The sequence below is a fragment of the Fructilactobacillus fructivorans genome (genome assembly GCF_001434095.1).
Lineage (GTDB): Bacteria > Bacillota > Bacilli > Lactobacillales > Lactobacillaceae > Fructilactobacillus > Fructilactobacillus fructivorans.
This window is the reverse complement of the sequence record NZ_AZDS01000001.1, coordinates 327876-340664: the sequence shown is the minus strand read 5'-3', so window position 1 is coordinate 340664 and position 12789 is coordinate 327876. Positions and strand designations below refer to the sequence as shown.

Genomic DNA, 12789 nt, shown 5'->3' with positions numbered 1-12789 from the left:
AATTGCTTTTTTGAGGAGGAAACATTTTTGAAAACAAGAGACGATATTAGAAACATTGCAATTATTGCCCATGTCGATCACGGTAAGACTACCTTGGTTAATGAGTTATTGAAGCAATCTGATACTTTGAATGATCATACTGAGATTCAAGACCGGGCGCTTGATTCTAACGCGATCGAACGTGAACGTGGAATCACTATTCTTTCAAAGAATACTGCCGTTAAGTACGGTGATAAGCAGATTAACATTTTAGATACTCCTGGACATGCTGACTTTGGTGGTGAAGTTGAGCGTATCATGCGAATGGTTGATGGGGTTCTTCTAGTGGTTGATGCTGCTGAAGGAACTATGCCACAGACTCGTTTTGTTTTAAAGAAAGCTTTGGAACAACATTTGACTCCCATTGTTGTAATTAACAAGGTTGATAAGCCAGGTGCTAGACCTGAAGCTGTTGTTGATGAAGTTCTTGACTTATTTATTGAATTAGGTGCCGATGAAGAGCAACTTGAATTTCCAGTTGTTTATGCATCAGCTATGAACGGAACTTCAAGTTATGATCCTGATGTTTCAAAGCAGGAACACACTATGAAGCCTGTTTTTGACACCATTATTAAGAACATTCCGTCACCAATTGATAACTCAGATGACCCATTACAATTCCAAGTTGCCATGCTTGATTACAATGATTTTGTTGGTCGAATTGGAATTGGCCGTGTTTTCCGAGGCAAGATTAAAGTCGGAGATAACGTTGTTTTGATGAAACTTGATGGTAGTACCCAAAAATTCCGTGTTACTAAGTTAATGGGTTTCATTGGCCTTCAAAAGGTTGAAATTAATGAAGCTAAAGCTGGGGATTTGATTGCGGTTTCCGGAATGGAAGACATTAATGTTGGTGAAACCGTTGTTAGTCCTGATAAGCAAGAGCCACTACCAGTCTTAAGAATTGATGAACCAACTCTTAGAATGACCTTCGGTACGAACACCTCACCATTTGTTGGGAAAGATGGTAAATACCTTACTGCACGTCAGTTAGGTGATCGTCTAAAGAAGGAACTTCATACTGATGTTTCTCTTCGAGTTGAAGATACGGACGATCCTGGTGCTTGGGTTGTTTCTGGACGTGGTGAACTTCATTTGTCGATCTTGATTGAGACTTTACGTCGAGAGGGTTATGAACTTCAAGTTTCTCGTCCTGAGGTTATCTATAAGGATGTTGATGGTGTTAAGTGTGAACCATTTGAATCCGTTCAGATCGATACCCCTGAAGAATACTCTGGTTCAATCATTGATACCTTGTCACAACGTAAGGGTGAAATGAAGAACATGGAGAACGTTGGAAACGGTCAAGTTCGAATGACATTCTTGGTTCCTTCACGTGGTTTAATTGGTTACAGTACTCAATTCTTATCATTAACCCGTGGATATGGAATTATGAACCATTCATTCAGTAAGTATCTTCCTGCGATTAAGAACTGGAACCCTGGTCGTCGTAACGGAACCTTGGTTTCAATTAATCCAGGTAAAGTTACTACTTATGCAATCATGGCTGTTCAGGATCGTGGTAAGATCTTCACTGATCCAGGTACTGAGGTTTATGAAGGTATGATTGTTGGTGAAAATGCTAGAGATAATGATATCTCGGTTAATATTACCCGTGGTCGTAACCAGACGAATGTTCGTGCTGCTGGATCTGAAGATATTGCTAAGGTCAAAGAACCTGTTCATATGACTCTTGAAGAATCACTTGAATTCTTAAATGACGATGAACTTTGTGAGGTTACTCCAAATCACATTAGATTGAGAAAACGAATCTTAAATACTAATGAACGTGAGAAAGCTGCTAAGAAGCGTCGTCACAATTAATTAGAAATAACTAAGACTATTTAACGATGTTAAATAGTCTTTTTTTATTTGTTAATACTAGTATAATGAATGTTATTAGTTCGTGGATTTTACATAATGAGTTGGAGATTAATATGATTAAATACTTAAAACAGTTAGATTGGTATATTATGGTTCCCTATTTACTACTAAGTATGATTGGAATTGTAATGGTATTTTCATCAAGTGAGGGCTTAAGTGCCCATACAGATATGGCTTTTCGTTATTTAGTTCTGCAAATTGTATTTGTGGTAGTTGGTTTTTGTGTTCTCATATTTTTTTCTGTTCTAAGAAGTAAGGCATTTGAGGGGAACTTAAAGTTTTATATCATATTAATGGTTATAATGGTCTTTGCTTTAATATTTCTAATGTTTTTTGGTGCCACTACTAATGGTGCTGCTGGATGGATTATACTTGGTCCAGTCCACATTCAGCCAGCCGAGTTTTGTAAACCATTATTCATTTTGTATTACGCAAATGTCTTAGCATACGAAAAACCATTCTTTGAAAATGATGGGTTACCCAAAGAATTTATAACAGTAGCTAGACCTAGTCTTATTCCAATTTTTATGCTCCTATTAATTCTTTTCCAACCTGATACTGGTGGGTTTGCAATTAATTTATTTATCATTTTGATGATGATTTTAGCTGCCGGAAGTAACTTTAAATCTGCAAGGATTTGGATTGTTGGGATTGGAGCCCTATTTGTAGGATTTAGACTATGGATCAAACCTTTTGAGGGTATAATATCTCACATGCACAGTTATCAAATGCAAAGAATTATCAGTTTCTCTGATCCATTCAAGTACATTCAAACTTCTGGCCATCAGTTAGTAAATTCGTATTATGCCATTAGTAATGGTGGCTGGTTTGGAGTTGGAATTGGGAATGGAATCCAAAAGATAGGTTACTTGTCAGAACCCAATACTGATTTTATAATTGCAGTTATCGGTGAAGAGCTTGGAATTGTTGGCATTTTAGTTGTTTTAGGATTGCTCCTGTATTTAATTCTAAGGATTATTGCAGTGGGAAGTCGAACTAACGATACTTTTTATAGTACGATTTGTTACGGAACGGCTGCCTATATTTTTATTCAGACATTATTTAATACTGGTGGTGCGATTGGTATGATCCCATTAACTGGGGTTGCCCTGCCATTCATTAGTTACGGTGGTTCGAGTATTATTGCTTTAACCATTTGTCTTGGATTAGTTCTTCACATTAGTAGGATTGAGAAAAAGGAACGTAATAAAAAAGCTAAGTAAGGTGAGACTATGACTAAATTAACTGATCGAACGGAATTAATTGTTTCGACATATTCGATTCGCCAGGTTAAGAACTTAAAAAAATTTGGTGATATTCAATTTGTATCTAAGAAAATGCATTATGTTATTATTTTTGTTGATAATAAGGAACTGGATACGACGATTCAAGAAATTAATAAACTAAGATTTGTAAAAAAAGTAGATGTTTCTCCAACGGTTGACTTAGCAATTGATTTTGGCGAAGTTAACGCTGAGAACGATACTGAAGAATAAAGGATCAAAAATGAGAATAATTTCAGGAAAATTTGGGGGACGGAAACTTAAACCCGTTCCGGGAAATAAAACGCGACCGACAACTGATAAAGTCCGAGAAGCGTTATTCAATATGATTGGTCCTTACTTTAATGGTGGTAATTTTCTGGACTTATACGCTGGCTCGGGAGCGGTTTCTTTAGAAGCCGTCTCAAGGGGAATGGACCATGCAATCCTTGTCGATAAACAGTACGCGGCTTATAAGACCATCCAAGAAAACATCGCCATGGTTTCTGATCCGAACGATTTTTCCGTATGGAAGATGAATGCGGAGTCAGCTTTGACTAAACTAAAAAAAGAAGGACAATCTTTTGATTATATTTTCTTAGATCCACCGTACAAAAAGCAACAAATGATGAAGCAGTTAGACGAGATCGCTAAAGATCATTTATTGAACAATAATGGAATGGTAATCTGTGAAACTGATAATCAGACCAACATGTCAGACGATGCTGCAAATTATCGACTGATTAAACAGAAGGATTATGGTTTGACGATTATCTCAATCTACCGAATCATGAATTAAGGTGAATAGTATGAAAAAGGCCATATATCCCGGTAGTTTTGATCCAATTACCAACGGACATTTGAATATCATTAATCGAGCTACACAGATCTTTGATGAAATTGTGGTTGCAATTGGTGATAATGCTAGTAAAAATGGGTTATTTACACCGCAAGAGCGTAAAAGGATGATTGAAGCTTGTCTTTCTGATTATTCAAACGTAACGGTTAAAATATATTCAAATTTAACGGTTGATTTTTTAAAGCAAGAACACGCTAATATTTTGATTCGTGGAATTCGTGATACAAAAGATTTTGAAAATGAGCAGGAAATTGCCAGCTTGAATCAAATGTTAGATCCTCAAATTGAAACGGTTTTGCTGTTTGCTAACCATGATTATGAATTGATTTCATCCTCAATGGTCAAAGAAATTAATCATTTTGGGGGAGATACATCTAAATTTGTTCCTAGGGTAGTTAGTAAGGCACTTAAGGAGAAGCAAAATCAGTGAAAAAGATCTGGAAATGGATTAAACACAATCGATACTTTCTAATTTTTTTAGGGATCATTGTTTTTATACTATGGTTCCTTTTTTGGCCACTTAATGCGTTGATTGAAGCTCCTGGAGAAGCGGTCAACATTCAACCAATGGTTAAAATTCAGGGAGTTAAGCCCAACAAGCAAAATAAGTTTATGATCACAGCTGTTTCAATGTCGCAGGCTCGACCGATTACTTACCTTTATTCGAAGGTGAATCCCCATGTATCACTTGAAAAGACTTCTGATGTGATGGGGAACCAGAGTAATGAAGAGTATGATAATGTCCAAAATATATACATGAAGAGTGCCATTAATAATGCTATCTACGTTGGTTATCATAAGGCTCACGCTAAGGTAAAGCAGAGTTATCATGGTGTATACGTATTAAACGTGTATCCTCATTCTGATTTTTCTAATAAATTAAAACCAGGTGATTTAGTTGAATCAGTAAATGGAAAGAAATTGTATCAGGGACCTCAGTACGTTAAGTACATTCAAGGACTTCCGAAGCATGCTGAGCTTAAAATTACCTTTAAGCGAAACGGTAAAACCAAACAGGTCAAAGGGTACAAAAAACAACTTGTAAAGGGATTTTATGGAATTGGAATTGGGATGGTTGACGATGTCAGTCTGAAAACTAGTCCTAAGGCTAATATTAATCCTGGTAAAATTGGTGGTCCATCAGGTGGACTTATGTTTGCTTTACAGGTTTATAGTGAATTGAAACATACTAATTATGATTACAAACGAATTGCGGGAACTGGCACCATTGCTTCAAATGGTCAGGTTGGAGAAATTGGTGGAGTTGATAAAAAAATTATTGCAGCCAATAAGAGTGGGGCTCAGATCTTCTTCTGTCCATACGTTAAGCCAACTAAGACGATTCTTAGAATGGAAGACGGGCATCAAACCAACTATCAGGTGGCCCAGGCAACTGCAAAAAAATATGCTCCAAAGATGAAAGTTGTTCCCGTCACATCTTTTGATGATGCTTTAAAATATTTAAATCAAAAACACAGCTAAAAAGCTGTGTTTTTTTCGTATCTAGATATGAAAGGAGAGAGAGATGGATAAGTTATATGAATGTATTGAAGAATATAAGTATCGTATCATTGGTGGTCTGGTAGTTATGGTGATTGTCTTACTTGGATGTTGTGTTTTTACTTCCCAACACGGAGAGGGGAGTCAGGTGAATCAAGCTAATTTGTCTCGCCACACTAATTTGAAACACACAAAAAGTTCCTCTAAGGTAATTACCAAAGATGATAATCAAGCTTTAAATCAAGATCATCAGCAAGTTTATGTGGACGTGAAAGGAGCGGTTAATAAACCAGGCGTATATCAAGTTGGCAAAAGCATGCGGGTTTCAGATGCAGTAGAACTGGCAGGTGGATTCAATCGATCGGCCGATGCTAAACACATTAATTTAGCACAGAAATTATCCGATCAACAGGTGGTCTATGTCCCAATTCGTGGTGAAATTAATGGATTACCCAAAACTAACCAAGTAACTAATAATTCCGATGCCAATGCTGCGGGCGGAAAAGAATCTGATAGCGGAAAGATTAATATTAATCGAGCTGATAAATCAAAATTACAACAGTTGAATGGAATCGGAGAGAAAAAAGCAGATAAAATCATTGCTTATCGAAAACAAAGTGGTCCGTTTAAGAATCCTGATGATTTAAAGAATGTTCCTGGTTTTGGAGATAAAACTGTTGCTAATTTGAAAAGTTCAATTACAGTGTAGGGTCAACTAAAGTAGGTATTATTGTTATACTAAGTTTAAATACTCTACTGAAGGTGATTAAATTATGGAAAAGAAAAGAATTCCATGGGATCAATATTTTATGCTACAGGCCATGTTAGTGGCCTCAAGAAGTACATGTAATCGGCGGTCCGTTGGGGCAGTTCTCGTTCGAAACAAACGAGTCATTGCTTGTGGTTATAATGGATCGGTATCAGGGGATGTTCACTGTATTGACAAGGGTTGTTATTTGGTTGATGGACATTGTCAGCGAACCATTCATGCAGAAATGAACGCAATCCTACAATGTGCTAAGTTTGGTGAATCAACTGATAACGCGGAACTTTATGTAACAGACGTTCCTTGTCTTCAATGCACTAAAATGCTACTTCAGGCAGGAATTGTTAAAATTAAGTATTTAAGGAATTACCATAATAGTAACTATGCTAAAAAGTTGCTAGACATGAAACACGTTGCCTTAGAAAAAGTTGATGTCAATAAAGACGACATTAATAATTTACCCTTTGAATCATTCTTATCCGTTGATAAATAATTAAAAAGAATTTTTTAATATTTCCGTCCATTTTATGGATGATTAGTTCATTTGCGTTTTTTGAAAATCATGTTATTGGAATTATTTTGTTAATTTTATGGTTAATTCGGATCTTTTGTTTAAAAATACCTCATCTTCTAATTGAAAGTGTTGTGTCTTTGTTAGTGCCAATTTTATTTTTTGTGATTTGGCAAAGTGGAATTAATCAAAAAGTAAAAATTATACCAAAGACTGCAGCCCCGTTAACGCTAGTAGCAAAGATTCGTCCTGATGATTTGCAGGTTAATGGAGATTCCTATAGTGGAATCGTAGAAATTCCTCGCTTAAAACAAAGGATATTGGTTTATGGATTTTTTAAGAATAAATCGGAGCGCGATACTCTCTTGCATTTAGATCGTGCTAGTTTTTTTACAATTGATGGTCAACTTAAATTAATTGATTCGGCTCCTAATTTTTCTCAGTTTGATGCTAAAGATTTTAATCAATCGCGTGGGATCGTCGCTGAATTTAAATGTAACCAATTTAAATATCAAACGATTTGTAAAAATCTAAGTCTGAGTAATCTTGTGCATAATCTGAGATTTCAAATGATGAAAACAGGCCAACAACTACCACGACATTTACGGATGTACGTTTTAGGGATAATTTATGGAAATCGAACCAATGATTTCAGAGAAGAACTGGCAGGAGTTCGGCAGTTAGGACTCATTCATTTGTTTACGATTTCCGGGATGCACGTTTTCTATCTTATAGGCCTTTTTACGTGGATCTTTTCAACTCTTCGTTTTAAAAGGGAAACTATCGATTCATGGTTAATCATACTGTTGCCAGCTTATTTTGTAATTGCTGGGGCGGGTGCAAGCCTTCTACGAGCTGCCTTAATGGCTGAAGAGCGTTTGGGATTAAAAAAATTAAATCTGAGTGTTTCGGCCTTAGATGGATGGTCATGTGCAGTTATGATTAATCTATTGATTAATCCGTTATTTATTTTTCAGTTTGGATGTCAACTTTCATATTTATTATCTTTAGGTCTTATTCTGACGAATAATTGTGGTTTTTTGAAGCGAACCATTTTACTTAACCTAATTAGTATGCCAATTATTTTATATCATGTGTATGAATGGCACGTCTTATCATTATTAGCGAATATGTTATTTGTTCCGTTTTTTACTGCTTTCATATTTCCCGTGGTGTTAATTGGATACAGCTTGTCCTTTTTCAAATTAAATTTATTTGTTTCGTGGATTGATAAGGGATTGGGATTATTTGATCAATTTTTAAATTTGCTTGCAGGCCTTCCGGGTAATTTGGTAATTGGAAAGTTAAACGTGTGGATTGTTTTAGTGATGGTAATTACGGTATTATTTCTCATTGAAAAAGTTACCGTTAAACGGATTTTATTCTTACTAACGTGTTTTAGTCTTGGCTTTATCATGATTCATTTTCCACTTAGTGGTGAGGTAGATGCTTTTGATGTTGGACAAGGAGACAGCTTCCTTGTGAGAGAGCCATTTAACCGGTCGATTACGTTAATTGATACTGGTGGGAAGCCCAATTTTTTTGGCAAATCAAAGCGAAAGCTAATTTATCAAGCAAATAATACATCAATGAGTTACTTGAGAAGCATTGGAGTTTCTCGAATTGATAATGTATGTTTGAGTCATCAGGATGCTGATCATGTTGGAGATTTACCAGCTTTTTTAAGCAAAATGAACGTTAGTCGAGTATATGTTCCATGGGGAATGACAAATAATCAAAGTTTTTTAAGGCGAATTAAACCGTATCGGGGTCAATTTCAGTTAATTAACGCTAAAGCTGGTGATCACATTAAGAATTCACCATTTCAAGTAGTCCATCCCATGAAAAAGGGGCTAGGAGAAAATCAAGATTCACAGGTTTTATTTGGTAAAATTGGGGGATTAAATTGGATTTTTATGGGTGATTTGAATCGAGAAGAAGAGTTGAAAATTATCCAAAAATACCCGCATCTTCGTGTTGATGTAATTAAATTAGGACATCATGGAAGTAAGACTTCATCTGATCCAAAATTTATTCGGGCAATTGATCCTAAAATTGCTCTTATTTCAGCTGGAAGACACAACCGTTATCATCACCCTAATCAGGAGACAATCGATACGATGCATAGGCAACGTATCACAATTATTAGTACTCAAAAAATGGTATGATTAGGTACAAATTTAGAAATAATAAAATTGGAAAGTTCGAAACTAAGTGGAAGGTGGCACATCAGTGAGTGTCGTAGAACAAGTTAGTCAAATTAATAAAGAGCCTCAAGCGGTGTATTTAATTTTGGGAAATGATAATTACTGGATTGATACAATTCAAAAGAAGCTTAAAGCCCTAATCCCTGAAGAAGAAAGAACCATGAACTTTGCTACGTACGATATGGAAGAAACGCCTTTATCAACAGCGTTGGATGATGCGATGTCAATTCCCTTTTTTGGTGAAAAACGACTGGTATTTGTTAAAAATCCATATTTTTTGATGGGGGAAAGAAATAAAAGTAAGGTTGTTCATCATCCCGAGGAGTTAGTAAATTATTTAAAAAATCCGCCACAAGAAACAGTACTAGTTTTTTTCGCTCCTTATCCTAAGTTAGATGCACGAAAAAAAGTTAGTAAAGAATTAAAGAAACAGGCAGAAGTAATTGATTTAAATCAATTTTCAGAGCGTGAAACAAAACAATTGATCCAAAAAAAGATTGAAAAAAAGAAGTATGTAATTGATCAAGATGCACTTAATGAACTTCTTACCCGAACATCAGATGATTTAGCCAGTGTGATGAATGAATTGAATAAACTTTTTTTGTATAAAATTAATGATAAAAAAATAACGCTTGATGACGTTGACTCCTTAGTATCGAAATCAATGGATCAAAACGTTTTTGATTTAGTTAATTATTTGATGAGTGGAAATACCACGAAGGCAATTGAATTTTATCATGATCTGATTGCACAAAAGCATGAACCCATTCAAATTAATGCCATTTTGGTTAGTCAATTTCGTCTTTTACTACAGGTTAAGATTTTAGAGCAGTTGGGGTACAGCCAAGGAAATTTAGCAAGTGCACTTAGAGTTCATCCTTATCGAGTGAAATTGGCAATGAGAAGTGATCGTAAGTATTCAAGAAAGTATCTGCGAAATGCTTATGTTGACTTAGTAAAAATTGAGGAACAGCTTAAAAGTACTAGTAGTAATCCGGAATTATTATTTGAGATGTTTGCGGTTAAATTAAATCAGAGTATAAAAAAAGAACCCAATTAATTGGGTTCTTTTTTATTAATTATCATTTTTAGCAAGTCGATTTGCTAAATGAGATTTCTTACGGTTAGCGTTATTAGCTTTAATAAGGCCCTTTGATTTTGCATGATCGATTGCTGCAACAGCATCGCGGTATGCACTGTCTAAATCATCAGCACCAGAAGCTTCGGCTTTTTCGAATTTCTTGATTGCGCTTCTCATTTCATTCTTTTGAGATGCGTTTTTCTTTCTAGCTTCTTCGTTAGTTCTCATACGTTCGATAGCAGATTTAATTACTGGCATTAAGTTCACCTCCACTTTGTGAAATAAATTCAATTTATTTCACATCTTTTAACATTCTTAATTATACAAAATCCATTGATTAATTGCAATAGCACTAAAAACTGGACTCATTTATTAATGCTGACTTGAATAACACCTGATTTTAGGTTATATTAGTTTAGTAACTTAATCTTAGTTTTACGAGCCACTGACGTATTACTCAGATTAAGGGATTATATATAGAAAGGTGGATATAATAATGGCTTTAAGTAAAGAACGAAAAAATGACATTATTAAGAAGTTTGCTCAACATGAAGGCGACACTGGTTCAACTCAAGTACAAATTGCTGTATTAACTGCTGACATCAATGAAATCAATGGTCATATGAAGACTCATAAGAAGGATTTCCACTCACAACGTGGACTTATGAAGAAAATTGGTCACAGAAGAAACCTTCTGGCATACTTACGTAACAATGATGTACAAGGTTATCGTAAATTGATCAAAGAATTAGGATTACGTCGTTAATCTTAGTTTTGGTAGAGCGGATTTTTACCGCTCTTTTTTTATACATAAATAATTTAGTGCTTAAGATAAATATGTTACACTGTTAACAGATATAATGAGCGGTTTGAGGCAAAAGCTTCGTATAATAATAGTATGAATTAAAAGTAAAATTTTGAGGTGAACGAGTAATTATGAAAAATAACATCAAAATCATTCCATTAGGTGGAGTGAGGGAAAATGGAAAAGATTTATATGCCATTGAAATTAACGATAATAGTATTTTTATTTTAGATTGTGGGTTAAAATATCCTCAAAATGAAATGTTAGGAATTGACTTTGTGATTCCAGATTTTTCGTATCTGAGGGATAATGCTGACAAGATTGTCGGAGTTTTTCTTACCCATGGACATGCAGATGCCATTGGGGCCTTACCTTATTTTCTAAGTGAATTTAATGTTCCGGTATTTGGGACTGAATTGACCATTGGATTAGCAAAGTTGGCAGTTGCAGACAATAAGAAGACCAAAAAGTTTAATGATTTTCACGTTATTAATAGTAAGAGTGAGATTGTTTTTGAAGATGGAACCGTTAGTTTCTTTGACACCACTCATTCAATTCCCGACTCAGTTGGAATTGTGATTAGTACGGAACTCGGTAACATTGTTTATACTGGTGATTTTAAGTTTGATCAGACCGCTGCAGACGGATACAAAACTGATTATGCTGCTTTAGCTGATATTGGCAAGGAACACGTTTTAGCACTGCTAAGTGATTCAAGAAATGCTGACAATCCCGAAGAGAGTACCGATGAAAAAGAAATTAGAGATTATCTATATGAAACCTTCCATTATCAAAAGGGTCTTGTAATTGTTGCATGTCTTGCCAATAATATCTTGCGAATTCAGGAAGTCTTAAATGCGGCTGCTAAAGCAGGTCGAAGAGTTTACCTGACAAGCAAGGGTCTAGAAGAAGTCATTGACACTGCCCTTAAGCTTGGCAAGTTAACTTTACCTTCTGACGATTTATTTATTAAATCCGCTAAAGAAATGGAAAAGATGGATCCGCACAACATTATTATTTTACAAACTGGTAAAAATGGGGAGCCAATGGAATCGCTTCAGAGAATGGCTGACAATCGTGATCGCGACGTTGACATTCAGCCAGGTGACCTGGTTCTGATTGCTACGAGTCCTTCGCGTGCCATGGATACGCCATGGGCCAAAACCCGTGATATGATCTATAAGGCCGGTGGAGAAGTTATGAGCATTGCCGATGAAAAGAATATTTCTGGTGATGCTAGTAAGCATGATTTGCAATTGTTGCTGAACCTAATCCATCCTGATTACTTGATTCCGATTCAGGGTGAGTACCGTTTGATGGAAGCACAAAAGGAATTAGCTGAGGAAGTGGGAATGAAGCCATCTCATATTATTCTACCTGCTAAGGGGGATGTAATTGAGTTTGATGGTGAAAACATGTTCCTATCGGAGGCGGTTCCTGCTTCAGATACTATGATTGATGGAATTGGTGTCGGAGATATTGGTAATATTGTTCTACGAGATCGAAAGGTATTATCCGAAGACGGTGTTTTTGTAGCGGTTGTTACCATCGACCGCAAGAAAAAGAAGATTATTTCAGAACCTAAAATCATGGCACGTGGCTTTGTCTACGTGAATTCAGATAAGTCTTTATTAGGTGAAGCGGCTGAGATTGTTACTAAAGCCGTTCAGAATAATTTGGATAATAAAGAGTTTGATTGGGGTCATTTAAAGCAAGATGTTCGAGAGGACCTTGGACAATTCTTATATAAGAAAACCGGAAGAAGACCGGTGATTCTTCCAGTTATCATGGAAGTTAATCAGCATCATAGAAGAAAAAAATCTAACAATAAAAATGATCAAGAAGATAACTAAAAGAGTTGAGCTTAGGCTCAAT

The 12789-nt window shown here is 35.7% G+C and carries 13 protein-coding genes; 12 read left to right on the top strand and 1 reads right to left on the bottom strand.

The window, feature by feature from the left end; all coding sequences use genetic code 11:
* Nucleotides 1-27 precede the first annotated feature (27 nt).
* From typA to holA, 10 genes are all read left to right on the top strand, one after another.
* On the top strand, nt 28-1863 hold the full coding sequence (gene typA / locus FC73_RS01770; RefSeq protein WP_010021242.1) for a translational GTPase TypA: 1836 nt from the start codon (nt 28-30) through the stop codon (nt 1861-1863).
* 113 nt (nt 1864-1976) lie between these two features.
* A complete protein-coding gene (locus FC73_RS01765) occupies nt 1977-3146 on the top strand; it encodes an FtsW/RodA/SpoVE family cell cycle protein (RefSeq protein ID WP_082587781.1) in 1170 nt (389 codons plus the stop codon).
* A gap of 9 nt (nt 3147-3155) precedes the next feature.
* Complete coding sequence (locus FC73_RS01760) at nt 3156-3419, top strand: YlbG family protein (RefSeq protein ID WP_010021247.1); 264 nt, start codon at nt 3156-3158, stop codon at nt 3417-3419.
* Between the two features lie 10 nt (nt 3420-3429).
* A complete protein-coding gene (gene rsmD, locus FC73_RS01755) occupies nt 3430-3984 on the top strand; it encodes a 16S rRNA (guanine(966)-N(2))-methyltransferase RsmD (RefSeq protein WP_010021248.1) in 555 nt (184 codons plus the stop codon).
* 10 nt (nt 3985-3994) lie between these two features.
* Nucleotides 3995-4474, top strand: a complete 480-nt coding sequence (gene coaD, locus FC73_RS01750) for a pantetheine-phosphate adenylyltransferase (RefSeq protein ID WP_010021249.1) — start codon at nt 3995-3997, stop codon at nt 4472-4474.
* Nucleotides 4471-5526: a SepM family pheromone-processing serine protease gene (locus FC73_RS01745; RefSeq protein ID WP_010021251.1), complete on the top strand. Its 1056-nt coding sequence runs from the start codon at nt 4471-4473 to the stop codon at nt 5524-5526. Before coaD ends, FC73_RS01745 begins: the two co-directional genes overlap by 4 nt.
* A gap of 43 nt (nt 5527-5569) precedes the next feature.
* Complete coding sequence (locus FC73_RS01740) at nt 5570-6253, top strand: helix-hairpin-helix domain-containing protein (protein ID WP_010021252.1); 684 nt, start codon at nt 5570-5572, stop codon at nt 6251-6253.
* A gap of 64 nt (nt 6254-6317) precedes the next feature.
* Entirely contained in the window at nt 6318-6803 is a 486-nt protein-coding gene (locus FC73_RS01735; protein ID WP_010021253.1) for a ComE operon protein 2, read from the top strand.
* Nucleotides 6804-6967: 164 nt separating this feature from the next.
* Entirely contained in the window at nt 6968-8989 is a 2022-nt protein-coding gene (locus FC73_RS01730) for a DNA internalization-related competence protein ComEC/Rec2 (protein ID WP_158529760.1), read from the top strand.
* A 64-nt stretch (nt 8990-9053) separates the two neighbouring features.
* A complete protein-coding gene (gene holA / locus FC73_RS01725) occupies nt 9054-10088 on the top strand; it encodes a DNA polymerase III subunit delta (RefSeq protein WP_056936282.1) in 1035 nt (344 codons plus the stop codon).
* A gap of 15 nt (nt 10089-10103) precedes the next feature.
* Here holA and rpsT read toward each other — a convergent pair whose 3' ends face one another.
* A complete protein-coding gene (gene rpsT / locus FC73_RS01720) occupies nt 10104-10367 on the bottom strand; it encodes a 30S ribosomal protein S20 (RefSeq protein WP_010021259.1) in 264 nt (87 codons plus the stop codon).
* 238 nt (nt 10368-10605) lie between these two features.
* Between rpsT and rpsO the strand changes: the two genes are divergently transcribed.
* Together rpsO and FC73_RS01710 are read left to right on the top strand one after the other, a co-directional pair.
* The gene (rpsO, locus tag FC73_RS01715) at nt 10606-10875 is read left to right on the top strand and encodes a 30S ribosomal protein S15 (RefSeq protein ID WP_010021261.1); all 270 of its coding nucleotides are present in this window, start codon (nt 10606-10608) and stop codon (nt 10873-10875) included.
* Between the two features lie 170 nt (nt 10876-11045).
* Nucleotides 11046-12767, top strand: a complete 1722-nt coding sequence (locus tag FC73_RS01710) for a ribonuclease J (RefSeq protein WP_010021262.1) — start codon at nt 11046-11048, stop codon at nt 12765-12767.
* The last annotated feature ends 22 nt before the right edge of the window (nt 12768-12789 follow it).

What these genes read in the sequence shown, in the direction of transcription:
- FC73_RS01735 (WP_010021253.1), top strand. Translation starts at nt 6,318, where the DNA reads ATGGAAAAGAAAAGAATTCCATGGGATCAATATTTTATGCTACAGGCC.
- rpsO (WP_010021261.1), top strand. Translation starts at nt 10,606, where the DNA reads ATGGCTTTAAGTAAAGAACGAAAAAATGACATTATTAAGAAGTTTGCT.
- FC73_RS01710 (WP_010021262.1), top strand. Translation starts at nt 11,046, where the DNA reads ATGAAAAATAACATCAAAATCATTCCATTAGGTGGAGTGAGGGAAAAT.
- coaD (WP_010021249.1), top strand. Translation starts at nt 3,995, where the DNA reads ATGAAAAAGGCCATATATCCCGGTAGTTTTGATCCAATTACCAACGGA.
- FC73_RS01765 (WP_082587781.1), top strand. Translation starts at nt 1,977, where the DNA reads ATGATTAAATACTTAAAACAGTTAGATTGGTATATTATGGTTCCCTAT.
- FC73_RS01740 (WP_010021252.1), top strand. Translation starts at nt 5,570, where the DNA reads ATGGATAAGTTATATGAATGTATTGAAGAATATAAGTATCGTATCATT.
- rpsT (WP_010021259.1), bottom strand. Translation starts at nt 10,367, where the DNA reads ATGCCAGTAATTAAATCTGCTATCGAACGTATGAGAACTAACGAAGAA.
- rsmD (WP_010021248.1), top strand. Translation starts at nt 3,430, where the DNA reads ATGAGAATAATTTCAGGAAAATTTGGGGGACGGAAACTTAAACCCGTT.
- FC73_RS01760 (WP_010021247.1), top strand. Translation starts at nt 3,156, where the DNA reads ATGACTAAATTAACTGATCGAACGGAATTAATTGTTTCGACATATTCG.